Annotated in this window: 21 protein-coding genes and 2 pseudogenes; 18 read left to right on the top strand and 5 right to left on the bottom strand. The window is 43.9% G+C overall.

The window, feature by feature from the left end; translation table 11 throughout:
- Positions 1-68: 68 nt before the first annotated feature.
- Positions 69-668, bottom strand: a complete 600-nt coding sequence (locus tag AC1EKL_RS07655; protein ID WP_480189498.1) for a DUF445 domain-containing protein — start codon at positions 666-668, stop codon at positions 69-71.
- Between AC1EKL_RS07655 and AC1EKL_RS07650 the strand changes: the two genes are divergently transcribed.
- The 7 genes and pseudogenes from AC1EKL_RS07650 to AC1EKL_RS07620 all read left to right on the top strand — a co-directional run bounded on the left by AC1EKL_RS07650 (position 574) and on the right by AC1EKL_RS07620 (position 7,259).
- A complete protein-coding gene (locus AC1EKL_RS07650; protein ID WP_480190031.1) occupies positions 574-1,149 on the top strand; it encodes a mucin-binding protein in 576 nt (191 codons plus the stop codon). The genes AC1EKL_RS07655 and AC1EKL_RS07650 overlap by 95 nt on opposite strands.
- 103 nt (positions 1,150-1,252) lie before the next feature.
- Positions 1,253-2,149: a glycosyltransferase family 2 protein gene (locus tag AC1EKL_RS07645; protein WP_480190030.1), complete on the top strand. Its 897-nt coding sequence runs from the start codon at positions 1,253-1,255 to the stop codon at positions 2,147-2,149.
- Complete coding sequence (locus AC1EKL_RS07640; RefSeq protein ID WP_480189492.1) at positions 2,142-3,038, top strand: glycosyltransferase family 2 protein; 897 nt, start codon at positions 2,142-2,144, stop codon at positions 3,036-3,038. The genes AC1EKL_RS07645 and AC1EKL_RS07640 overlap by 8 nt, the downstream gene beginning before the upstream one ends.
- Positions 3,038-4,234, top strand: coding sequence for a glycosyltransferase family 8 protein (locus AC1EKL_RS07635; RefSeq protein WP_480189491.1), 1,197 nt, complete (start codon positions 3,038-3,040; stop codon positions 4,232-4,234). The genes AC1EKL_RS07640 and AC1EKL_RS07635 overlap by 1 nt, the downstream gene beginning before the upstream one ends.
- A gap of 93 nt (positions 4,235-4,327) precedes the next feature.
- The gene (locus tag AC1EKL_RS07630) at positions 4,328-5,218 is read left to right on the top strand and encodes an aldo/keto reductase (protein WP_480190267.1); all 891 of its coding nucleotides are present in this window, start codon (positions 4,328-4,330) and stop codon (positions 5,216-5,218) included.
- Positions 5,219-5,240: 22 nt separating this feature from the next.
- Entirely contained in the window at positions 5,241-6,401 is a 1,161-nt protein-coding gene (locus tag AC1EKL_RS07625) for a cation:proton antiporter (protein ID WP_480189489.1), read from the top strand.
- Between the two features lies 1 nt (position 6,402).
- A pseudogene (locus tag AC1EKL_RS07620) lies at positions 6,403-7,259 on the top strand (alpha/beta hydrolase).
- A gap of 53 nt (positions 7,260-7,312) precedes the next feature.
- Here the strand turns inward: AC1EKL_RS07620 and asd are convergent.
- The 4 genes and pseudogenes from asd to helD form a co-directional block, all read right to left on the bottom strand.
- Positions 7,313-8,407, bottom strand: a complete 1,095-nt coding sequence (gene asd / locus AC1EKL_RS07615) for an aspartate-semialdehyde dehydrogenase (RefSeq protein WP_480189488.1) — start codon at positions 8,405-8,407, stop codon at positions 7,313-7,315.
- 74 nt (positions 8,408-8,481) lie between these two features.
- On the bottom strand, positions 8,482-9,045 hold the full coding sequence (locus AC1EKL_RS07610; protein ID WP_480189487.1) for a cadmium resistance transporter: 564 nt from the start codon (positions 9,043-9,045) through the stop codon (positions 8,482-8,484).
- Positions 9,046-9,298: 253 nt separating this feature from the next.
- The gene (locus AC1EKL_RS07605; RefSeq protein ID WP_480189496.1) at positions 9,299-9,601 is read right to left on the bottom strand and encodes an ArsR/SmtB family transcription factor; all 303 of its coding nucleotides are present in this window, start codon (positions 9,599-9,601) and stop codon (positions 9,299-9,301) included.
- 17 nt (positions 9,602-9,618) lie between these two features.
- Positions 9,619-11,938 (bottom strand): annotated as a pseudogene (gene helD, locus AC1EKL_RS07600) (RNA polymerase recycling motor HelD).
- 178 nt (positions 11,939-12,116) lie between these two features.
- Between helD and AC1EKL_RS07595 the strand changes: the two are divergent.
- From AC1EKL_RS07595 to ispE, 11 genes are all read left to right on the top strand, one after another.
- Positions 12,117-13,061: a Ppx/GppA phosphatase family protein gene (locus AC1EKL_RS07595; protein WP_480189486.1), complete on the top strand. Its 945-nt coding sequence runs from the start codon at positions 12,117-12,119 to the stop codon at positions 13,059-13,061.
- The gene (locus AC1EKL_RS07590) at positions 13,054-14,307 is read left to right on the top strand and encodes a hydroxymethylglutaryl-CoA reductase, degradative (RefSeq protein WP_480189485.1); all 1,254 of its coding nucleotides are present in this window, start codon (positions 13,054-13,056) and stop codon (positions 14,305-14,307) included. Before AC1EKL_RS07595 ends, AC1EKL_RS07590 begins: the two co-directional genes overlap by 8 nt.
- Before the next feature lies 1 nt (position 14,308).
- Entirely contained in the window at positions 14,309-15,280 is a 972-nt protein-coding gene (locus AC1EKL_RS07585; RefSeq protein ID WP_480189484.1) for an IpaB/EvcA family protein, read from the top strand.
- Between the two features lie 4 nt (positions 15,281-15,284).
- Positions 15,285-15,986, top strand: coding sequence for an NAD-dependent protein deacylase (locus tag AC1EKL_RS07580; RefSeq protein WP_480189483.1), 702 nt, complete (start codon positions 15,285-15,287; stop codon positions 15,984-15,986).
- A gap of 96 nt (positions 15,987-16,082) precedes the next feature.
- Positions 16,083-17,183, top strand: coding sequence for an MFS transporter (locus tag AC1EKL_RS07575; protein WP_480189482.1), 1,101 nt, complete (start codon positions 16,083-16,085; stop codon positions 17,181-17,183).
- Between the two features lie 550 nt (positions 17,184-17,733).
- Positions 17,734-18,585, top strand: a complete 852-nt coding sequence (locus AC1EKL_RS07570; protein ID WP_480189481.1) for a DUF72 domain-containing protein — start codon at positions 17,734-17,736, stop codon at positions 18,583-18,585.
- Between the two features lie 93 nt (positions 18,586-18,678).
- Positions 18,679-20,703 carry a methionine--tRNA ligase gene (gene metG / locus AC1EKL_RS07565; RefSeq protein WP_480190266.1) on the top strand — a complete coding sequence of 675 codons (2,025 nt, stop codon included), beginning with the start codon at positions 18,679-18,681 and terminating at the stop codon, positions 20,701-20,703.
- Between the two features lie 25 nt (positions 20,704-20,728).
- A complete protein-coding gene (locus tag AC1EKL_RS07560) occupies positions 20,729-21,538 on the top strand; it encodes a TatD family hydrolase (protein WP_480189479.1) in 810 nt (269 codons plus the stop codon).
- Entirely contained in the window at positions 21,525-22,097 is a 573-nt protein-coding gene (gene rnmV / locus AC1EKL_RS07555) for a ribonuclease M5 (RefSeq protein WP_480189478.1), read from the top strand. Before AC1EKL_RS07560 ends, rnmV begins: the two co-directional genes overlap by 14 nt.
- A complete protein-coding gene (rsmA, locus tag AC1EKL_RS07550; RefSeq protein WP_480189477.1) occupies positions 22,078-22,974 on the top strand; it encodes a 16S rRNA (adenine(1518)-N(6)/adenine(1519)-N(6))-dimethyltransferase RsmA in 897 nt (298 codons plus the stop codon). Before rnmV ends, rsmA begins: the two co-directional genes overlap by 20 nt.
- Before the next feature lie 171 nt (positions 22,975-23,145).
- Positions 23,146-23,997 (top strand): 4-(cytidine 5'-diphospho)-2-C-methyl-D-erythritol kinase, encoded by an 852-nt coding sequence (gene ispE / locus AC1EKL_RS07545; protein ID WP_480189476.1) that lies wholly within the window; start codon positions 23,146-23,148, stop codon positions 23,995-23,997.
- Positions 23,998-24,108: the final 111 nt, after the last annotated feature.

Raw genomic sequence — 24,108 nt, 5'->3', positions numbered from 1 at the left:
AATTTCTAAACTAAACTTAGTCATAGTAAAACCCCCATAGTTGGAACTCCTTGTCCAACTATGGGGGTTCACTTCACGTCAGTCAGCGCATCAACGAGTGCGTCAGTAAGTGCATCGATCAGCGCTTCCACGAGCGCCTCAGTGAGTGCCTCGACGAGTGCATCAACGAGTGCATCGGTATCAGCCTCAACGAGTGCATCAGTATCAGCATCAATCAGTGCCTCGATTAGTACATCCACAAGTGCATCCACCAGTGCTTCTGTCAGTGCGTCAACAAGCGCATCGCTTAGTGCTTCAACTAGTGCATCCGTCAGCGCATCAACGAGCGCCTCAGTATCGGCATCTACGAGTGCTTCAATTAGCACCTCAACAAGTGCATCGGTATCGGCATCAACTAGCGCCTCGACAAGTGCTTCAGTAAGTGCATCGATCAGCGCTTCAATTAGCACCTCGACGAGTACTTCGATCAGTGCCTCAACAAGCGCCTCAGTTTCGGCATCAACCAGTGCTTCAACTAGTGTGTCGGTATCTGCATCGACGAGCGCATCGGTAAGTGCCTCCACAAGTGCATCGATCAGCGCTTCAACGAGTGCATCCATCAGTACTTCAACCAGCGCAGCATTTATTGAACCGGTAACGCAAAGTATTGATGTTACCCGGACAATCATTGTTCATTATCCAAATGGCACGAGTGAATCAATTGTTCAAAAGGCAACATTTACTCGTCATGGATTGCGTGATAACAGTTTGAACAAGACTGATTGGGGAGCATGGGATGCAGATTACTATGATCTGCCTGCATTTGCAGTGCCAAATATCACTGGGTACGATGCAGATCCATCATTTATTGATCAACTGCGGGTTCACCCAACTGATATCAGTTCGATTGTTCATATTTACTACCATGCTCATGGTAATTCTGGTCAAATTACTCCAGTAACACCAGAAACACCAACGACGAATAAACCAAGCGCAAATACGTCGACGCTGAGTCCTACTCATTCATCGGCAACTGCGGTTAATAATGGTAGTCAAGCTAAGTTGCCACAAACTGGTAACGGTAATGGATTTATCGCATCCTTGCTTGGTACTTTGCCAACAATGATTGCATTGTTAGCAATGACGAAGCGGAAAAAGGATGAGGATTAATCGACAAATAGAAAAGTAGGAAAGGCGTGAACCGCTGAAAATATTCAGTGATTCACGCCTTTTGCTACTAAATTGTTATAATTATTAACGGGTAGGTGAAAAAATGGATAAGGTTTCGGTAATTGTCCCTATATACAATCTGGAAAAGTATTTGGACGAATGTTTAACAAGTATTATTAATCAGGATTACTCTAATTTAGAAATTATTCTGGTAAACGATGGTTCCAAGGATGCTTCGTTGGAAATTATGAAAAGGTATGCTGATCGTGATTCGCGTATTAAAATTATTAACGGATTAAATGGTGGTTGTGGTGCCGCCCGCAACCGCGGAATTGAGATTGCTACAGGACGTTTTTTAACGTTTATTGATGGTGATGATTTTGTAGATCAAGATTATGTGACGACCTTGGTTAATCAGCAAAAAAGATCTGATTCGGACATTGCGATAACGTTTAATAAAGAATTTCACGATGATAGTAAGTCATATTATGTCATGCTTGATCCAGCGCCAGAAAGTACTCAATATGATGGTGTGTATTCACCTGAAGAATGGTTGACAACATTTTTTAATGCGCCAAATATGACTTTCAATAATGCCAATATGAAACTTTATAAACGGGAATTATTTAATAATGTGCGCTACCCAGAAAAACATATGATTTGTGAAGATGCCTTTACCACTTGGAAATTAGTGACTCTCGCAAAGCGAATCTCGTTTGAAAATAAATTAACCTATGTTTATAGGAAAAACCATTCTGGTTCAATTACTACGGAAGCAGGAGACAACGGGTTCAAGTATGCGGTATTAAAAGCGATGAATGAGTCTATTGCACTATTGGGATTCTCCAATTTAAATACTGAGTTTATGAACGATGAGTACAAAAGTAATTTAAAGCAATTGATAGCAAATAACTATAAGAATGCGAATATGCGTGATCAGGCTGCATACCGGCTCTCTTTGATTGAAAAATACAAGCGGGAGGAGAGTAGCAATGGATAAAGTAACAGTGATTGTACCGACATACAACATTCAAGCTTACTTAAGCGATTGTTTAAAAAGTATCCTCAATCAGACGTACTTAAATTTAGAAGTGCTTGTGATTGACGATGGTTCGACAGATAATACCGCTCAGGTTAGATTACAGTTTGCTCATCGAGACTCGAGAATAAAAGTGATTACGCAAAAGCATCAAGGAGTTGCCAGTGCGCGTAATAATGGTCTGCAAAATGCAACTGGTGAATTCATAACATTTGTCGATGGAGATGACTTTATCGAATCATCTTATATTATGAACTTAGTAGTGCAACTCCAAGCATATCATGCCGATATTTCGAGTTCTTTTTACAAAATTCGTGATGCGGCAACCAATCAATTTTTTATTTTGACCAGTCTGCCACCCGAAGATGCGAGATTTAATGGAGGATACTCAGCTGCTGAATGGTTACGAAAAATCGGCCCGTCTTTAAACGCAGTGAATGATTGCGTTTGGGGTAAGCTTTATCGACGCCACCTTTTTAATCAATTACGTTTTCCCGAAAATTATTCCTATTATGAAGACACGATGGTATTATGGCAGGCTTGTTTGGGAGCCGACCGGATCTCGTTTGCTAATCAAATTGACTACAATCTGACAATTAATCGACCAGCGTTAGCGCAAACGCGTGTCCAAGAAATGGCTAAAGCTTATGAAAAAGTCCAATGTTTACAAGAGCAAATAAGCACAATGAATTTAATCAACATTAATTATCATTATTTGGATGAGAATTTACGGGTGGCATTAATTGATTTAAGGGACAAGGCACAACGAGTTAGTGATTATGATTACTATCAAAGAGCAACGGCTGCACTAACGGTGCTGGATGCATTAACAAAGGAGCAAGAAATCTAATGGGAACTAAAAGAGCGATTGTCCTTTCTGGTGACAATCATTATACGGAGCAAATTACCACGACAATTAAGTCGATCGTGTACCATTTGCGGCGTGTCAAAATTTATTTAATTAATTCAGATATTCCTCAAGAGTACTTTTTTAACTTAAATCTCCGGTTAAAGCAGCTTGGTAGTGAGCTAGTTGATTTAAAGATTAATCCAGAATTATTCAGTAATGCTGAGTCGCCTAAAGCCCACATTAGTAAGATTACCTATGGACGTTTAATGATTCCACGGCTGGTTACTGAAGATCGTGCACTGTACATTGATAGTGATGCGATTGTTGATCAAAGCATTAGCGAATTGTGGACAATGGACCTTGGTGATTATCCAATTGCGGCGGTCCATGATGTCTTCTTAGCAGATATTTTTAATGCTGGAATTATTCTGTTCAACAACATGAAGCTGCGCGAGGATCCCGAATTGGTCGATAACATGCTGGTCGCGGCACAGCAAAAGGGGATTTCAGATGCCGATCAGACGGTTTTAAATCAATTCTTTAATCACCGGTATTTAGAATTAGGCTTGGAGTATAACTATGTGATTGGTTATGATCGAGACGTTTCCTTAGCTCCTAGGAATGCGCCGGGGTATTTTGAAAAGATGCTTAATTGTCCTCAACCAAAGATTATTCACTATGCTTCTCCCGACAAACCGTGGAATTTGCAGTCCGCTGGTCGAATGCGAGAAAAGTGGTGGCAATATCATAGTTTAGACTGGTCAACCATTACCCAGCATGGTCAATTGCCACAACTGACGAAGCCAGTTAAGGGCAAGTTTTTCACCCTGACCGCGTCCGATTCAATGATTCATTTAGCCGAATTGGCACAGGCGCTACCGGATTACGAATTTCATGTGGCGGCCTTCTCATTAGTTAGCCCAACCTTGTTGAACTACATGCGTTTCCACAACGTTCATGTTTACGCCAGCATCTCCCAACCACGAGTTGCAGAGTTAATGCATGATTGTACAGCCTACCTCGATATTAATCGGGAAACTAAGTATCAGGATTGGATTGAGCGCTTCGCCAATAATGGCCGACCGGTTTATTCATTTGCTAGCGATGCTGCAGCATTGAGTAACCAAGTTCATCAGGAAATTTTTGCTGATGACGATTACCAAAAGATGGTGCAAAGAATTCAGGAAAATGGGTAGGTAAAAGCCGCCTAGTTGCATTTTAGCGACTGGACGACTTTTTCTATATAATTTTTTCTAATCAGTTTATAATGTTAATAGGAGGTGTCGAGGATGAATACAAATTTACAGCCAAAAATTACATTAAATAATGGTGTGAAAATCCCACAGCTCGGCTTAGGGGTTTGGAAAACACCGTTAGATGAAACGCGGGCAATGGTTAAAACTGCCTTAGCAAATGGTTACGTCCTGATTGATACGGCCAAGCAATATGGAAATGAATCCGGTGTTGGTGCCGGAATTCAAGATGCCATCACAGCTGGTATCGTCAACCGGGAGCAAATTTTTCTCACTACCAAGATTTTTAACGGTGATCAGGGGGATTATGATCGCGTTCGGCGCGGCTTTGAAGGCCAACTTAAGGATCTCCAGACGGACCATGTCGACCTGTTGTTAGAGCACTGGCCAGTTAATGGTAAGTTTAATGAAACATGGCGGGCCATGGAAGCCATCTTGAAGGATGGTCAGGCACGTGCCATTGGGGTCTGCAATTTCGATAATGGCCGGATGATCAACTTGATTGATCACGCAACGGTTCTACCAGCCATTAACCAAATTGAATTCAACCCAGGCATTTTGCAACGCCCAATTGTCGAATTTTGTCGACAACAAGGGATTCAGCTAGAAGCCTGGTCTCCACTTGGTAACGGAAAGTTGCTTCAAAATAAACGAATTCATGAAATTGCCCAACGGCATGGCAAGACGACTGCCCAAGTAGAATTACGTTGGAGCCTCCAACACGGATTTGTTGCCATTCCGAAAACGACGCACGAACAGCGAATGCAGGAAAACGCTGATATTTTTGATTTCACTTTGAGCACCAACGAAATGTTAATGATTGACGCCTTACACCAACAGCAACACGCTATTTGGTATGACAAATTCAAATGGTCCGGCAATCCGGACGGCGTTGATGACTACGTCGCGACACCAAGTAATTGGTAGCCACTAAATCACGGAGGATTTTATGAACTTTATTGCAACGTTAGCCATTATTTTGTTAGTCACTCAGGTTGTTTCACACTTTAGTATGCGGATGGGAATTCCTGATGTGATCGGACAGATCTTAGTCGGTATTGTGATGGGTCCCGCGGTTTTTGGATGGATTACCCAGACCCACATGATTAATGAGTTTCAAGAAATTGGGGTCATTATTTTAATGTTCATTGCCGGCTTAGAAAGTGATTTGAGCTTGCTCAAAAAGTACCTAAAACCAGCGGTAGTGGTTGCCTTGATGGGAATGATTCTCCCGATTGTCGTAATGGGCGTGGCCGCTGACCTGTACGGAATGCAGTGGTTTGAATCGCTCTTTATCGGGGTGATCTTTTCTGCAACCTCAGTCAGTATTTCTGTAGCGGTCCTCCGGGATTACAACCAACTTGGCAGTAAAGAAGGGGCCACGATTTTAGGGGCAGCCGTCGCTGACGATATCGGTGGTGTGTTCCTTTTGAGTATCCTGATTAGTATGATGAATGGCCAATCAGGACAGCGGATGAGTTTGCCATTAGTTATTCTTTTACAGGTGATCTTTTTTGGTGGTACTTACCTTTTGGTGCGGTGGTTGGCACCATATTTAATGGAAATCAGTTCTGACTTGTTGACGACCGCGGCACCGAGCGTTGTGGCGATGATTTTATGTCTAGGAATGGCCGCTTTAGCGGATGCCGTTCACCTGAGCGGGGCTGTTGGTTCATTCTTTGCGGGAATCGCCATTGCGAATACGAAGAAAAAAGAAGTAATTAACCGCAGCTTTGTTCCGATTGGTTATGCGATGTTTATTCCGATCTTTTTTGTGAATGTAGGGTTAAGTATGCGTTTTGACCACTTCCTGGATTCATTGTGGTTCATCATCATGATGACCGTACTAGCTTGTCTGACGAAGCTCCTAGGTTGTGGGGGCGGTGCTAAGCTAACTGGCTTTGACCTCAACAGTAGTTACATTATCGGGAGCGGGATGATTGCCCGAGGTGAAATGTCATTGATTACGGCCCAAATTGGTTTTCAAGCCCACTTACTGTCAGAAAAATACTACTCAGATATCATTACTGTTATTGTCTTAGCAACGATTTTAGCACCGTTTATTTTGAAACATTCGCTTCACCGGATGCACGGTGCCCAGGAGGATTAGGATGAAAAAAAGATGGTGGTGGCTACTGGTGATTCTGGTAGTTGCTGGATTAGGTTTTAGTTATTACTCTGGTCGGTTATTTGCTAAAACTGTTTCGTATCACCCCGTTAACGGGCGAACGACAATTGGAACGCCTACATTATTTTTCCACGGCTATGGAAGCAGTTACCACGCTGAAGAATATATGGTGAATGGGGCGGTTAAAGAAGGAATTACGAGCAAGAATGCGGTGATCCGGGCCAATGTCCGTCCAAATGGTAGTGTGAAATTAAGGCCAAGAGTACGAATCCAATTGTCGAAGTGAATTTTGATAATCCACGGAACGGTAACTATCGAACGGATGGCCGCTGGGTCCGGAACGTGATTGTCACGTTACAAAATCAGTACCGTTTTAAGCGGATCAATTTAGTAGGTCATTCGATGGGGAACATGGCGATTATGTATTATCTACGGCAATATGGTGATGATCAGCGTCTGCCCAGTTTGAATAAGCAGGTGGCGATTGCTGGTCACTTTAATGGCCTGGTCATGGCTGACACGAATAAGAATCATGATCGTCTAGCCAAAAATGGTCATCCTTTGAATAACGTTACGAAGCAATATCGCTATCTAGAAGGGCTACGCAAAACGTATCCACGTTCGGCGATGGTGCTGAATATTTATGGAGATAAGGGTTCAGGAACGGATGGTGACCTCACCGTTCAATCGGCGCAATCAATGCGTTACTTGGTTGCCTCTCGTGCAAAGTCCTATCAAGAACAGGAGATGAAAGGCAAGCAGGCATCGCACAGTCGATTGCATTCCAATCCAGACGTGAACGCGTTATTGAACAGCTTTTTATGGAACCGGACAGTATAAAAAAACAACCGTAACAGGATTAATTTCTCGTTACGGTTGTCTTTTTAATATCATTACTTTGGTTGAATGTAACCTTGGGCCTTTAGTAGTTCCGCAAATTCAATCGCACCACCAGCAGCACCACGTGCCGTGTTGTGGGATAAACCAATGAATTTCCAATCAAAAAGCTTGTCTGGACGAAGGCGTCCAATTGAAATTCCCATGCCGTGTTCGAAATTAACATCGTAACGTACTTGTGGCCGGAAGTCATCTTCTAAGTATTGGATGAATTGCTTAGGCGCACTTGGCAAGTTCAGTTCTTGGGGAACTCCACTGTAATCTTCCAATGCTTGGATTAAGTCTTCCTTAGTTGGCTTTTGCTTGAAGTTTACAAAGGAAGCTACGGTATGACCATACAAAACTGGAACCCGCAAACATTGACTTGTAATGACGGGGCTTTCTGCCTTGACGATGGCTTTCTTGTCATCATCAACGTGACCGAAGATCTTCAGTGGTTCATCTTCAGACTTGGCTTCTTCACCAGGAATGTAAGGAATGACGTTGCCTTGAATTTCAGGAGCCGTTTCTAATGTTTTTCCTGCTCCAGAAATTGCTTGGTAAGTACATGCCAACACTTGGGTTGGTTCAAACTTCTTCCAGGCTTCCAGTGCTGGGGTATAGCTTTGAATAGAACAATTGGGCTTAACCGCCACGAAACCACGTTCCGTTCCTAACCGTTGCCGTTGATACTTAATTATGTCAGTATGTTCGGGGTTAATTTCCGGAATTACCATTGGTACGTCCGGGGTCCACCGGTGAGCACTGTTGTTAGAAACAACTGGGGTTTCATGCTTGGCATATTCTTCTTCGATGTTGCGAATTTCATCTTTTGACATGTGGACTGCCGAGAAGACAAAATCAACTTGGGACGCAACCTCATCAACATTTTCCGCATCCAAGATTGTGAGATCCTTGACACCATCAGGAATTGGGGTATCGCCCATCTTCCACCGGTCTTTGACTGCGTCACCGTACTTTTGTCCAGCACTGTGTTTACTTGCTGCCACCACAGTTACTTCAAACCATGGGTGGTTCGCCAATAGCGTAACAAAGCGTTGGCCTACCATTCCGGTGGCACCAATGACGCCGACCTTGAGCTTTTGATCCATAATCACAACCTCCATATCTTTCTAATTGAAATTTAATTATAAACCGGTTGCCGGAATAAACCAAGGATATTTTACTAAATAAAAGTAATTAAATGGTGAACTAAACCACTATCGAATAGAACATAAATGCCAATCCCGATGTAACAAACCTTCATTAGTGGTTCTCCCCAGCGGCGAATTAAAGATTGGACGAGCTGGAACTGGCGGATCCAGTTAATTAAAAAGACAATCAGAATTGTGAGTAGACCAATGTAGGCGATCGTCAGCGCAAACGTGATCCACGATTGATTGGCGAGGACGGGTAAAAAGAGTGACAAGTTGCACCCGGTACAGACAGATAGATAAGTCAGTAGGGTGGTGAGAATTGGCCGACGCTGGGTACTAATTTGAAATTCTTCGTCACGATCGTGCAGGGCCGTCCAAATTGGAATGAGTCCTAAAAGACCTAGCAACCATTCTGGAAGAAAGTGCTGCAAGGTTTGCCCAATTAAAAAGGCACTGGTCATTAAAATTAACAGGCCCATTAGATACCCGCTCAGAACATCCCGTAGCGCAAAGTGCTGGCATAAGAAGAGTAAGATCACGAAGAAATCCAAATTAACCGTCAAAAATGTAATTGTAATCAAAGTTAAATTCATGTTGACATCTCCTTTATATAACATATTCAATATATTACATATGTTTATAAAAAACAAGAGACTGGGAATTACCCCCAACCTCTTTACTATTTTTAAGGTAAAAATGTAACAGCACAGTAGCTGGCTGGCAGTTCAACCACTGATGAATCAGCGGTTGACCAACCTAGCCATCCTTGCGGGGGTTCGAATACAAAGTCATCAAATCGGCTGGAAAGTCCGATTTGATGACTTTTGTCTCACTCCCAATTTAGTTTTAGATTTGATGATTCCAATGATCACGATGATTCATCGTATGTTGAACGTGCGCGAGCATATCATTTAACACTTCGATGATGTGGGGGTCATCAAGGGTGTAAAAAATTTGTTTACCATCTCGATGGGCTTGGACCAACTGGTACTGGCGAAGTAGAGCCAATTGATGGGAGACACTTGGTTGGGGAAGTTCGAGTTGTTCACTTAACTCACTGACGTTGAATGAATGATTTTCCAGTAAATAGAGGATTCGAATCCGTTTTTCGTTACTGAGCAATTTAAAGATCTGTTCAGCAAATTTAATTTGGTGTTGGTTGATAATTATTCCCCCTTTTCCATTGCTTCACGATTAACCACCAGTTGGCGAGTCGCAGTCTCAGTAAAGGCGTCGCTCACAGGCCCGTTGCTGATCATGGATAACCGGTGCATGGCCCGGGTCGCCATGGTGTACAGTAGGCCGGTAGCTTGCTTGCCTAATGCCTGTTGGCTCACGTCTGATAAAATCACCGTATCGAATTCCAATCCCTTGGCTAAATAAGCAGGGAGGATGACCACACCACGATGTGGTAGTTGGGTGTCGTGGCTCGTTAACCGGGAAAGAGTCGAGACTTTTCGATAAAGAGCATGGTAGACCTTTTGCGCCTGAGTTTGATTTTTAGTTAGAATCGCCACCGTCGGGAAGGACTGGAGTTCTTGCTGGGCCAGTTTCGCCAACTGCGCTGCCCATTCTTGATCATTATAGGTCATCGCCAGGATTGGGATGTCCCCATGGCGGGTAAAGGCATGAATTTGTTGCCCATCTGGGAGGAGGGCCTTAGCAAAGTTGGTAATTTCAGTTGTTGACCGGTAGCTTTGCCGGAGGGTGATTAGTTTTGGATGGCGCGCTTGAAGATCTTCAGCCACGGTCTTTAGCAACTGTTCAGGGAGTTGAAGAGGATAGAAAAGCGCTTGTTCACTATCACCCAAAATCGTAAACCGGGCTTCTGGAAACGTGTGGTGAAGATAGATTAGCATCGCGGAGGAGTAATCTTGCATTTCATCAATAAAGACGAATTGGAAGTCTCGGTTTTGCCCGTTCCCGGTAATGAGGTCCCGTAAGTACATGAGTGGTGCGGTATGCATTAGTGGCAACCGATGAAATTCAATGGCGTGGCGGTATTGTTCAATAATGGTATGTCGGGTTGCAGTCGGAACTGCTGCCGGCCAGTGGAGATGATGAAGGAAATCAGTATACTGGCTACTGAAATCTAAGAAGTAATTGTTATAAACTGCATCAGCAACGACGCGCAGCCGCTGATGAGCTAGTCGACGAGCCAAATAACGAGCTTGAGCCTGTTCATCAGGGAAATCATCAATAGTATGTTTACCCATTAAACGGTGAATTTCCTGGGTGTCGAGCTGATTAAGCTCTTTTTGCAGCCAATCTTTTTGGGCCTCTTGACGGGAACGTTTTTGCACTTCGCGGATGAGAATGTTATTGGTGCGAATGAGCCGGTCTGGTATTGACATTGCCACTGGCTGCTGGTTGAAAATGTCTGCAATATGGTGGGCGCTGAAGAAGACTCGTTCATGAAAATTAATATCGGTAAAACTGAGTTGTTGCTGGCCAGTCTGCAATTCACTTAAGTACTGTTGCACTGCTTTCATTGCGGCAGCCGATTCAAGAAAGTGCTGGCCGGCTTGAGGAGCATGATTCTGCTGTTCATACCGATCAAAAATGGTTTCCACATTGAGCCCTTCAAAACGTCGTTTTAAAAAGCCAGCGAGGGTGACCTGCCGCATGTTGCGTTCCCCCCAAACTAGGTAACACTTCAGAAATGTATTGACTAAAAAGCTGGTTAGGTGAGAACAGGACAATCTGGTCGGCGTTTAAAGATTCCTTAGCGTGATAGAGCAGGTAGGCAATTCGTTGCAGAATTGTCGAAGTTTTCCCACTGCCGGCTACCCCTTGGACGACGAGGAGGTCACTACTGGTATTTCTGATGATATCGTTTTGTTCTTGCTGAATGGTGGCCACGATGTTTTGCATGGTTTGATCATTTTGCTGACTAAGCGCTGCCTGAAGCATTTCATCGCCAACCGTTTCGTTAGTGTCAAACATGTTAGTGATCTTGCCATCCACGATGGTGAACTGACGTTTTTGCACGAGTTTGACCGTTTGTGGACCTGCTGGTGTATCATAGGTGACTTTTCCGAGAGTTCCGTTGTAGTACACACTGGAGATGGGTGCTCGCCAATCATAAACTAAAAAGTCGGTCTTATCGCTGTTCATCAATGAGGCGATGCCGATATAGAGGGTTTCAACTTCATCACTGCCTGGTTCTTGAATTTGGATCCGTCCAAAGTAAGGTGACTTGTGCAGTTCTTGGAGGGTGGCTAACTGCCGCTTGAGAATGTCTTCATTTTCGGTAGCCCGGGCAACCAATTGGCGTTGTTGTTCCAGAGCGGAGCGAGATTCAGCAATATCATCAATTTCGTAACGGTTGATTGAGGCATTTTCACCGTAGTTTTGTTCAACCGCGCGAGTTTCTTGATGCGCCGCTTTGCTGGCTTGCTTGGTCTGTTGAATTTGCTGATCAATATTTTGAATGACTTGATCAACACGTGCTTGTTCAACGATTTTTTCATTTGTAGTTGCCATGCCAAGACCTCCATTGACAGATAATTGAACTTACTTATTTTAACATAGTGAGCAGCTGACGCTTAGTGGGATAATTTTTTTGAAATAGGTTAACTTTACTAATGTTAGTGAAGAAATATCATGGTACCATTAAAAGGGTATATTTTCGACAAAAAAATCAAAAAGAAGGTGATGGGTCGTGGAGAACCTCGCGATTGTTGATCTAGGGTCTAATTCCGCACGGTTAGCAATAACCCAGATCAATCCAAATGGAACGTTTCACGAGATTAAGCGGGTCAAGGAAAATACACGACTCTCTGAAGGGATGGGCCCCGAAAAAATCTTGCAAACCAAGGCGATGAACCATACCATTGCTGCCCTGAAGCGTTTTAAAAAGGTCTATGAACGCTTTAACAATGTGCAAGTAATTGCCATTACCACGGCAGCGGTTCGCCAAGCACGCAATCAGCAGGAGTTCTTAGCTCGGGTTAAAAATGAGACTGGCATTGAACTACGAGTTTTGTCGGGTCGTCAGGAAGCTTATTACGACTATTTAGGGGTTGTTCGAACACTTAAATTGGACCACTGCTTAATTTTAGATGTTGGTGGGGCCAGTTGTGAGTTAGTTTTGGTCCAGCACCGGAAGGCTCGGGATATGATTTCTTTGCCATTTGGCGCGGTTAATCTTTCAGAACAATTCCATCTGGGAGGCTTTGTTCGAGCAGCTGAGTTGTTTCGGGCCCAGACAATGGTGACGCAACGCTACAATAAGGTGCCCTGGCTACGTTACGCTAACCGGGTACCAATTGTTTTGTTAGGTGGTGCCAACCGGACACTTGCAAGGATGAGCAAGACTCACCGACGGTCAAAGTACCGGGGAATTCATGGTTATCGTTTAACTTCACGGATTGTCTATTCTACTTACCGGGAGTTATTAAGTAAGAATCTTGCCCAGCGAAAAAAGATGCCAGGTTTGGAAAGTGATCGGGCGGACATCATCGTTGGTGGAATGCTGCCTCTGATTTGCCTTTTACAACGCAACAGTGATGGCCGGGTTATTTTCTCGGAAAGTGGGGTTCGTGAAGGAATTATTACAGAGTATATTCAGCGCCGCCAAACTCGGGATGGTGACGATCATGCGTAATGATTGGATGAAAGGACTTTACCAAAAATCAGTCACTGAACGGCAGCGGTTGATTGCGAAACATTGTCAGTTAACGTCAACTGAAGAACAAACGTTACGCGACCAGACCACGTCAATTAATAACGAATTGATCGAAAATTACGTGATGGACTATCAGCTCCCAGAAGGGGTAGCAATCCAGCTCAAGGTGAATGGCCAACATTATGTTGTCCCAATGGCCATTGAAGAACCGTCAGTAATTGCTGCTGCATGTAATGGTGCCAAACGGATTTCAGCCAGTGGTGGCTTTCAAGCTGATCCACAAACCCGGATTGTGCGTGGCCAGGTTCTGATTAGTGATGCGGATGAGCAGCAGTTTAGTGAATGGTGTCAAAAAAATCGTGAAGTTATTTTGCAAGTTGCTAATGATGCACACCCATCGATGAAAAAACGGGGAGCGGGTGCGAAAAACTATCAGGTGCGGCGCACTGGACGGTTCCTTAGTTTGGACATTCTCATTGACGTTGATCAAGCCATGGGGGCCAATAGTGTGAACACGATGGCAGAAGCCGTTGGTGAATATTGTCAACAACATGACTGGCATGTTTTAGCAGCGATTTTGAGCAATTATGCAGTTGATGCTGTGCAAACGGTGAAGTGTTTAGTACATAATGACGAGCTTGCGACAAAGAAAATGACGGGGCACCAAGTTGCTGAACGGATTGCAGAGTTGAGTGAAGTTGCGCAAGCAGATCCTTACCGCGCAGTGACCCATAATAAGGGAATTATGAACGGAATTGATGCTGCGGTGATCGCCAGCGGTAATGATTGGCGTGCGGTTGAAGCTGGCGCCCATGCCTATGCGGCCCGTGACGGTCAGTATCGTGGCTTAAGTCAGTGGCGATTAGTTAATAATGGGCTAGAAGGGATGCTTACTATTCCATTAACGGTGGGGGTGGTTGGTGGATCCATCAAATTGACCCCTCAATCCAAAGTTAATTATCAAATCAGTCAGATTAAAAGTGCGCAAGAATTCAGTGCGGTGCTCGCCAGTGTTGGCTTAGCGCAAAATTTAGCGGCATTACGGGCACTTGCCACGACGGGCATTCAATCCGGTCATATGAAATTACAGTATCGTTCACTTGCAATTAGTGTCGGTGCTAATACTAATGAAATTGAACCATTAACGGAATTATTGCGGACCGTGCCGAAAGTCGATACAGCGGTCGCTAAGCAACTATTACAGCAGTTACGAAAGGAGCAATAACATGCCGAAACCATTTCAATTAAACCAGGAAGCCCAAAGCTTGTTGGATGCGGTCAATGAGCTTTATCCGGAGGGCAGTGTTTTCGTGCAATTTGATCAAGATAAGGAACCCGTTGGCTATGTTCGTCATGATCAGGCTCGGCAAACAACATTGCCAGGCGGTTTAGTAATTACGGTGACTGACATGACGGCGCCAAACTATACGGCTTCCCATGAATTATTGCATTTATTGATGCTTCTGCGGGGCTTTCCGCAGATCTTCTTCCAGCTCTCACTTGGTGATGAACAGTTGGATGAACAAATGATGATTATGTCAACTGATTTATATGACGTCGCAATGCACCGGGTGGTGGTGGCTGAGCAACGGAAGCACGGCTTGATTGATGAACAAGTCGAAGCCGAATATCTAAAAGGAATTCAAGCTACAATTTCTAAAGAAAACGACCAGGGCGATGACGATGAACGGACACTTCGGCTATTGACGCTACTAGACGCACTGGTTTTTTATGGTGACCACATTGACCAATTTAAGGATCAACTGACCACTGATTATCCAGTCGCATTCGCAGCTGCCCAAAAGATGTATGATCAAATTACGGAACGACGGATTGATTCTCCATTTGAAATGCGGCGACAAATCGTCAAATTGTATCAGCTCTTTGATGCGCAACTCCTTGAGTGGGGACTGCCAGCATTGCATAATAATGAATTTACAACGGTTTCGCCTGTATTAAGCGCGCGACAACTACGGCTTAAGGTCCGGCAGGTCTTTGAAATCTTCCATTCAGATATGAAGGATCGGCAGGGACATGATGATGTTTACATTGGCCTTCGGCGGAATGACCATCAAAATTCCTTTACCTTACATGGGCCCGCAGGGAAAGATCGTGCCCAAGCATTTGTTAAGATGTACGACGAACCAGTGGAACAACTATTAAAGGAACTAAACGTGCCATTTATTGTAAGGAAGTGATCAAATGGCAGTCGCAGAACAACAACTTTTTGATGATGCAAACCACATCGTATTTCTAACAGGTGCGGGGGTTTCCACGGCTTCCGGGATTCCAGACTTTCGTTCTGCTAACGGCTTGTATACGCAAAATAAAAATGCGGAATACTATTTGAGCCACCGTTACTTTGTGGAAGATCCTGAGGGTTTCTACAATTACTGCAAACAGAACCTGTACTTTCCGGATGCACGGCCCAATGTGATTCATGAAAAACAGGCGGCGTTAACGCAGCAGGATCGGGCAACCGTAATTACCCAGAATATTGATAATTTATATGAAGAAGCAGGAACGAAGCATTTAGTCGACTTTCATGGCAATCTTTACCACGTCTACTGTGAAAAATGTCATGAAACAGTTCCAGTGGCCGATTATTTAAAGAGTCGGATTCATGAGAAGGATGGAGGAAGCTTACGCCCAGACATCGTGTTATACGATGAAGGAATTTCTCAAGCGGCCATTTCACAGTCAGTGAATGCGATGGCCAATGCCGATTTGGTTGTTATTGTCGGAACGTCCATGAAAGTATATCCATTTGCGGGGTTACTGCAGTATGCTAATCCAGCAGCTAAAGTGTTGGCCATTAACCAACAAACTTTAAACTTGCCAGTTGATTTTACAATGATTCAAGCAGATGCCACTAAATACTTTGCTGAATTAGATGTTAAATGATAGACTGAATTTAAAATAAAATTGTGGTCTCCAAAGATGGCTTGCCAACCTTTGGGGGCTTCTTTGTACGTACTAAGACGAAAGGAGGGCGATTCAATGAGTAAACAGGTCAAATATACAATTGGAATTGTCTTATTTTGTGAATTTTTAATTTGTTTAGGGATGAGTCTCATTTTCCCGGTCATGCCGTTTATCCGGAATGAATATCACTTTTCGGCATTTGATATGGGAATGATGTCATCGCTATTTGCCCTCGTGCAATTTGTTGCTTCGCCGATCATAGGCCGTATTTCTGATCGGACGGGTCGAAAACCGATGTTAGTTTGGGGGCTGATTGTTTTCGGCCTCGCTGAATTTGTCTTTGCTGCGACTAGTAAGCTCTGGCTATTTGACTTGTCACGGGCGGTTGATGGCCTTTCTGCGGCCTTTAGTGGTGGTTTAATGCTCGTCCCCGGACTTGGTGGTCTGCTGGCCAACATTAGCTATAAAATGCCATTTTGGGTTGCCGGAGTTTTGGGCATTATTAGTGCCATTGTGGCGTTCTTTGCCTTGCCGGCGGATGAACAAGAAGAGCGGCAAAGCCATACCGAGCGGGCAGATGAAGAGCTGGCCGGCAGTAGTTGGGATGCCGTGAAAAAGATGATGACCCCGGCCCTGGTGGTTCTCTTCGTAATGATTCTCGTCTCTGCCTTTGGCCTGGCCGGCTTTGAAAGCATTTATAGTCTGTACGTTAACCAAGTTCACCATTTCGATCTAACTACCATTGCGGCTGTTTTAACTGTGAATGGAGTATTGTCTTTGCTGTTGCAAGTCTTTTTATTTGATCACCTTGTGATTTGGTTCGGTGAAGTCCAGATTATTCGGTGGAGCTTCTTCATTAGTGTGATCGGGACGCTGATTGTGATTTATGATCATTCTCACTGGCAGTTATTTGTGGCCACGTTAGTGGTTTATGAAGGTTTTGATATGTTGCGCCCGGTAATTACGACTTTACTGACCAAGATGAGTGAAAGTAATCAGGGGTTGTTGAACGGGATTAACATGTCATTAACAAGCATTGGCAACATTGTTGGTCCACTGCTCTCTGGAGCCTTACTTGATATGAACTACCAGGCACCATACTTAGTAGTGGCCTTTTTTATGCTCGTTTCATTCTTTATTACTTTTGGAGTGAGTCACGAAATGAAGACTGCATAAGTAAAAGGGGGTTGTGACACAAACACGATTACTTTAATAAAAAGCGAACAGCGCAGTACACAAATGGCCTCCAGTGCTCGGCAAAGCCGAACTCTGGAGGCCTATTTGTGCTTTCGGGGGCGTGAAAACGAAGTCATAAATGACTTCTGTCACGCTCCCTTTTTGGTTAACTAAAATTAATGGTTTTACCCGCGACTTTCCAGATCCGTGGCAGACGATCCTTACGTTCATGCTGACTTATCTGGTGAGTGGTTGGTAAACGGTGTAATAAGTGTTTAAACATAACTATCGTCTCCTTTCATTTCATCCTTAAAATAACACGAAGAAATGCCGTTTTAAAGGGATTTGTGGTACTATGAGAAAGTAATAAAAAATGAATGCTGAAGGCTATTCAGTCGAGTGCAATTAATTACTGTTTTTTCGTGACGAAATGATAGATTATGCATAAAACGCCTGAATATAGTTAAAAATATACACTTAGCGTTTTTTAATTAAAAGCCGAATTATGAGTAAATGAGTCCAAATTCTTATTTAGAAAAGGAGGGATTAGATGAAGACGACACTCGCTTTGACGACTTGGACGGAGCATCCCGCACTTATCAATGAACCACGGCCAGTGACCTTGCGGGAATATGCCCAGTATTTGCCAGCAGTCGAAGTGGACACCTTTTTCTACGCGCTGCCCCAATTAAAAACGGTGCAGCAATGGATTAATGATGTGAGTCCTGATTTTCAGTTCATTGTCAAAGCCCACCAATCCATGACGAAGCATCCACGAGCGGTAACGCCAGATGGAATTTCATTACCGGAAATGTTTGCGCGTTTTAAGCAGGTCCTTCGTCCATTATTGGCAACTAATCAACTCAAAACAGTCCTCTTCCAATTTCCACCACAATTTGATGCCACAGTAAAAAATATTGAGTACTTGATGAAGGTCCGTCAGTGGATGGGATCGTTACCGATTGCCATTGAATTGCGAAATCGGAGTTGGTATCGCTCGGCAGTGGTCAAATCATTAGTTGGCTATTGTCAGGACTTAAAACTGACGTTGGTGGCTGCGGATGAACCTAACCAGATTGAAGCCTCGGTGCCCTTTTATCTGGCCACTACTAATCCGAATTTGGTACTGATTCGTCTTCATGGACGGAATACGCAGGGATGGAATCACCCAGGACAGGAATGGCGAAAGAAGCGGACTTTATACCGGTATTCTGATGAACAGTTGCGAAACCTGAGTCAACGTATTTTAGCATTACAGCCAGCACCAAGAGAGGTTTGCGTAATCTTTAACAATAACTCTGGACGGGATGCTGCACCAAATGCGCAAACCTTACAGAAAATTATGGGATTGCATTTTTGTGGACTAGTTCCCCGAGATCCCAAACAGCTCGACCTTTTTTAAGCCGTACCCAATAAATGGGCGGTAATAATCGAATTTTTGGGTGTTCTTTGCTATACTATTTTTAATTACCACATGAGAAAGAGGGAATGCGGAATGGCTGACACCAAACCAACATACTACATTACAACACCGATTTATTATCCATCTGGCAAACTGCATATTGGAAATTCATACACTACAATTGCCTGCGACGCAGAAGCTAGTTTTAAGCGACTCACTGGTTATGATGTCTTTTATTTGACCGGGACGGACGAACACGGCTTGAAGATTGAACAAAAGGCTGAACAGTTAGGAATGAAGCCCCAAGAGTACGTTGACCAAATGGCTGCGGGCATTAAAAAGTTATGGAAGACTTTAGATATTACCAACGATAAGTTCATTCGGACTACAGATGACTATCATGAACGGGCAGTTCAAAAGATTTTCCAAAAGCTACTGGATCAAGGTGATATTTACAAGGGCAAGTATACCGGCTGGTATTCAGTGGATGATGAAGAATACTTCACGGAAAGTCAGCTTGCGGAAGTGTACCGTGATGATAATGGTAAGGTTATCGGCGGGAAAGCACCATCGGGTCATGAAGTTCAATTGGTCGAAGAAGAATCATATTTCTTCAAGATGAGCAAGTATGCCGATTGGTTAATGGACTATTACAAGGAACATCCGGATTTCATTGAACCACACACGCGGATGAACGAAATGGTCAATAACTTCCTGAAACCAGGGCTTGAAGATCTAGCGGTGACGCGAACTTCCTTCAATTGGGGGGTTAAGGTGCCAAATGATCCTAAACACGTGGTTTACGTGTGGATTGATGCGCTGTCAAACTACATTACGGCGCTTGGCTACGGTTCAGATGACGACAGCTTATTTAAGAAGTACTGGCCGGCAGATGTGCACATGGTCGGTAAAGAAATTGTCCGTTTCCACACGATTTATTGGCCAATCATGCTGCATGCCCTTGGACTGCCATTACCAAAGCATGTCATTGGTCACGGTTGGTTAACGATGAAGGACGGCAAGATGTCCAAGTCAAAGGGAAACGTCATTTACCCACAAACCTTAGTGGAACGTTACGGTTTAGATGCCACACGTTATTACCTGTTGAGAGCAATGCCATTTGGTAATGATGGAATTTTCAGTCCGGAAGACTTTGTTGATAAAGTAAACTTTGACCTGGCTAATGACCTCGGAAACCTGCTTAACCGGACGGTAGCGATGATTAATAAGTACCAGGGTGGTCAAGTTCAGGGGACCAACACGGCAACGACGCCATATGACCAAGATCTTGAACAAACCGCCGTAGATGTACTTGCCGAATACAGTGATTTGATGGATCAATGTCACTTTGCAGAAGCCTTAGCTAATGTTTGGAAATTGATTTCCCGGGCCAACAAGTACATTGATGAAACCGAACCTTGGGTATTAGCTAAGGATGAGGATAAAAAAGCTGAATTATCTGATGTTATGACTCATTTGGCAAAAGCATTGCGGTTTATTGCAGCACTCTTGCAACCAACAATGACCAATGCACCAAAGGAAATTTTGCAACAATTAGGGTTAGCAGATACTGAAATAACCCTGAATGACTTATCATTTAATGATTTTCCGGCAACGATCATTGTGGTTAAGAAGGGGAAACCCATCTTCCCGCGGCGTGATGTAAAGGAAGAAGTTGCTTTCTTGAAGTCCCAAATGACGGCTAATACCAAGCAAAAGGGGCGTAAGGTAATGGAACAAGCCAAGAAAGCAGCTCAACAGAAGGAACAAGAGCAGACGACCGGAAAGAAAGCAATTCGGATTGAAGCCTTTGATAAAGTAGCCTTACAAGTTGGTGAAATTAAAGCCGCTGGTCACGTTCAAGGAGCGGATAAATTACTAAAATTCCAAATTGACGATGGCACACCAGAAGGTCGGCAAATTCTGTCTGGAATTGCACAATGGTATCCAGAACATGAAAAGCTGGTTGGGAAGAAGGTAGCATTTGTTGCCAACTTGAAGCCACGAAAGATGCGTGGTGAATTAAGCCAAGGAATGTTACTATCTGCTGAACATGATGGTGAGGTTCAATTGCTGATTCTGCCAGATAGTCTGGTTCCTGGTTCAGAAATTGGCTAATTAAGCGGTTGTGAAGGAGTCCAGAATGGTTAGTCCAGTCATTCCATTAAAAATTTATGATTCCCATACTCATTTGAATGATGATTGTTTTTATGATGACGTGCCGGCTTACCTGGCTCGGGCGCGTCATTATGGCGTAGTAACGATGAATATGGTAGGTTCAAATCAGGTCCTGAATGAACGCGCGCTTCAATTAGCGCATCAGTATTCTGAACTGCGCGCCATCGTTGGCTGGCATCCGGAAGATGCTAAGGATTATGATCAAAAAGCCCAAACTACACTTCGAGCTCAGTTAGCGGATTCCCGTGTAGTTGGTATTGGTGAGATTGGCTTAGATTATCACTGGGATACTAGTCCGCGCGCAGTCCAACAGCGGGTTTTTGAAGAACAACTAACGTTAGCTCGTGAGTTTCATTTACCGGTTTCCATTCATTGTCGAGAAGCACTAGCGGATACCTACCAAATTCTTAAAGCTAATCATGTTGGCGACTTTGGTGGGGTTATGCATAGTTTTGCTGGTGATGCCGAATGGGCTCGTAAATTTCTAGCGTTGGGGATGCATCTCTCATACAGTGGCGTGGTGAGTTTCCATCGGGCAACCGCGGTGCATGAGGCGGCAAAGGTAACGCCATTAGATCGGATGATGGTAGAAACGGATGCACCATATCTGACGCCCATGCCTTACCGGGGCAAGCAGAATGAACCTGGTTTTACGTATTATACGGTGTTGGCATTAAGTGAGTTATTAGACGAGTCACCACAGACGATTGCCCAGGTAAGTTATCAAAATGCTGATCGGTTATTTAAAGAAAGAGTCCCACATGAAAAAGATTAAAGAAGTCATTGTTGTCGAAGGCAAAGATGATACGAAACAAGTTCAGCGGGCGGTAGATGCAGACACGTTTGAAACAAACGGGTCTGCTTTATCGTTAGCTGATGTTGAGCAACTAAAGAAGCTCCAGGCGCAGCGTGGCTTGATCGTTTTTACCGACCCGGATTTCAACGGGGAACGGCTGCGCAAAATGATCAGTCAAGCGATTCCGGGAGTGAAGCACGCCTTTATTCAACGGCGGCAAGGTGTACCGACAGAAGCGCACGGCAGTTTGGGGGTGGAACATGCCTCGCAGCTGGTGATTCGCAAAGCTCTTAGTAATTTGTATACTGAAGAAGAGGTTGATCAGCCCGAATTTACCCGAACTGATATGGTAAAGGCCAATTTGGTTGGTGGTGCGACTGCTCGGTACCGTCGTGAACGATTAGGACAAATTTTGGGAATTGGTTACGGTAACGGAAAGCAAATGCTAAAACGGCTGAACGTTTTTCGGGTCTCTCGAACACAATTTCAAAAGGCAATGGTACAAGTCAATCAGGAGGATGAAGATGGCCAAAAGTGAAATTGGGAGTAGTCAACGGACTCGCGAAATCATTAAAAAGTACGGGATTCATGCCAAAAAGGGGTTTGGACAAAACTTTTTAACTGATTTGAACGTGCTGACGGGGATTGTCGATGCTGCCCAGATTACGAAACAAGATAATGTCATTGAAATTGGGCCCGGTTTGGGGGCCTTGACCGAACAATTGGCTAAATCAGCTGGTGAAGTCGTAGCCTTGGAGATTGACACTGATTTATTGCCACTTTTGGCGGATGTTCTGTCACCGTATAAGAATGTCAAGGTGATTAATCAAGATGTTTTGAAGGCAAACCTACCGAAGTTGATTCAAGAAGAGTTTACTGATCCAAGTCGACCGGTTAAAGTGGTCGCTAATTTACCCTACTACATTACTAGTCCCATTTTGATGAACCTGCTTAATAGCTCTGTGCAATGGGCAGCCATTTGTGTCATGATGCAAAAGGAAGTTGCAGAGCGGCTAACGGCTAAAGTTGGGACTAAGCAGTATGGAGCTTTAACTTTAGCCATTGAATACTCGATGACCGCACAGCTTGCGTTTGGCGTATCTCGGCATTCGTTTGTTCCAGCGCCCAATGTTGATTCTGCCATCGTGGTATTAACACCACGCACCACAGCGCTTACGGAGCAGCCTTTCGATCAAGCCAAGCTATTTAGTTTGATTAAGACCTGTTTTGCCCACCGGCGAAAAAACTTGTGGAACAATCTGAAACCATTAATGGGGAAAGACAAAACAAAACAGCAAGCGGTCAAAGACGTTTTAGATCATCTTCAGATTGCCAGCACCAATCGGCCAGAAACCCTCTCGCTTTTGCAATTTATTCAGTTAGCAAATGGACTGCATGAAAAACAAATAATTTAGATTACGAAAAAGAACATAGAGTAAGCTCCAGAGCTGGTTTTGATCAGTGCTGGAGCTTATTTGTTTATTCGTGACGCTTTTATCCACAGCTCCTCCTGAATTGTTCTTGCCTTAAATGATGAAGCAAGTTACTATAAAAAGAAAATAGACAACTGAGGGAGGGGTGAGGCAATGATTGTCACGGAGAAGGCACCTGCGAAAATCAATTTGTCATTGGATACACCAATGCGCTACCTAGATGGTTCGCCGCAATGGAACATGGTGATGAACTCGATTGATTTAGCAGACTATTTAACCATCGATATTCATACCCGACCACAAACGATTAAGATATACACTGATAGCGGCTTTTTACCGAATGACCAACGTAATCTAGCCTATCAAGCTGCACATATCTTAAAGACCAGGTTTCACCGTCCAGAAGGAGTCACGGTGCGCATTAAGAAAAATATCCCGGTGGCGGCTGGCTTGGGCGGTGGGTCGTCAGATGCTGCTGCAGTGTTACGTGGCCTCAATCGTGGCTGGAATTTGGGCTTATCCTTGAATGAGCTGGCTGAATTATCATTGACGATTGATTCAGATGTTCCGTATTGTATTTATAGTCACACTGCCCACGTGACGGGACATGGAGAACAAATCCGTTTGTTACCGCAGTGCCCTCATTACTGGGCGGTCATTGCCAAACCAAGCGTCAGTGTTTCAACGCCGACGATTCTGCGTCAAATTAATTATGAAAAAATTGTGCATTTGGACAACGAAGGGTTACTCGAGGCCATTGAGCAGGAACATTGGCAACATGCCTTTGCCAAAATGGGGAACGTTTTAGAACCAGTAACAATGAAGGAATATCCTAAGATTAAAAAGCTTAAGGACGGAATGCTCAAATTAGGCGCTGATATGGCGCACATGAGTGGGACTGGTCCGACCGTTTTTGGCCTCTGTCACAGCGAGTCACGGGCTAAGCGAATTTATAACAGTATGCGTGGCTTTTGTGGTGAAGTATATTTAGTGATGTTGTTGTAAAAATATTGATATCCAAGATGACTGGGAGTGATCCCAGTTTTTTTTGTTGATTATTTTTGAAAAGTTCGGTAAGATATTTTTTTATAGATTAATAGTAATAATTACGATTAA

The organism is Limosilactobacillus sp. C0001E2, from assembly GCF_056590915.1.
The sequence above is the reverse complement of the archived record's forward strand: the minus strand, read 5'-3'. Positions and strand labels throughout refer to the sequence as shown.

Bases quoted from the DNA above. Each gene is read 5' to 3' on its own strand.
- AC1EKL_RS07655 (WP_480189498.1), bottom strand. From the start codon at position 668: ATGATTGTCCGGGTAACATCAATACTTTGCGTTACCGGTTCAATAAAT.
- AC1EKL_RS07645 (WP_480190030.1), top strand. From the start codon at position 1,253: ATGGATAAGGTTTCGGTAATTGTCCCTATATACAATCTGGAAAAGTAT.
- AC1EKL_RS07640 (WP_480189492.1), top strand. From the start codon at position 2,142: ATGGATAAAGTAACAGTGATTGTACCGACATACAACATTCAAGCTTAC.
- AC1EKL_RS07635 (WP_480189491.1), top strand. From the start codon at position 3,038: ATGGGAACTAAAAGAGCGATTGTCCTTTCTGGTGACAATCATTATACG.
- AC1EKL_RS07630 (WP_480190267.1), top strand. From the start codon at position 4,328: ATGAATACAAATTTACAGCCAAAAATTACATTAAATAATGGTGTGAAA.
- AC1EKL_RS07625 (WP_480189489.1), top strand. From the start codon at position 5,241: ATGAACTTTATTGCAACGTTAGCCATTATTTTGTTAGTCACTCAGGTT.
- asd (WP_480189488.1), bottom strand. From the start codon at position 8,407: ATGGATCAAAAGCTCAAGGTCGGCGTCATTGGTGCCACCGGAATGGTA.
- AC1EKL_RS07610 (WP_480189487.1), bottom strand. From the start codon at position 9,045: ATGAATTTAACTTTGATTACAATTACATTTTTGACGGTTAATTTGGAT.
- AC1EKL_RS07590 (WP_480189485.1), top strand. From the start codon at position 13,054: ATGCGTAATGATTGGATGAAAGGACTTTACCAAAAATCAGTCACTGAA.
- AC1EKL_RS07585 (WP_480189484.1), top strand. From the start codon at position 14,309: ATGCCGAAACCATTTCAATTAAACCAGGAAGCCCAAAGCTTGTTGGAT.
- AC1EKL_RS07580 (WP_480189483.1), top strand. From the start codon at position 15,285: ATGGCAGTCGCAGAACAACAACTTTTTGATGATGCAAACCACATCGTA.
- AC1EKL_RS07575 (WP_480189482.1), top strand. From the start codon at position 16,083: ATGAGTAAACAGGTCAAATATACAATTGGAATTGTCTTATTTTGTGAA.
- AC1EKL_RS07570 (WP_480189481.1), top strand. From the start codon at position 17,734: ATGAAGACGACACTCGCTTTGACGACTTGGACGGAGCATCCCGCACTT.
- metG (WP_480190266.1), top strand. From the start codon at position 18,679: ATGGCTGACACCAAACCAACATACTACATTACAACACCGATTTATTAT.
- AC1EKL_RS07560 (WP_480189479.1), top strand. From the start codon at position 20,729: ATGGTTAGTCCAGTCATTCCATTAAAAATTTATGATTCCCATACTCAT.
- rnmV (WP_480189478.1), top strand. From the start codon at position 21,525: ATGAAAAAGATTAAAGAAGTCATTGTTGTCGAAGGCAAAGATGATACG.
- rsmA (WP_480189477.1), top strand. From the start codon at position 22,078: ATGAAGATGGCCAAAAGTGAAATTGGGAGTAGTCAACGGACTCGCGAA.
- ispE (WP_480189476.1), top strand. From the start codon at position 23,146: ATGATTGTCACGGAGAAGGCACCTGCGAAAATCAATTTGTCATTGGAT.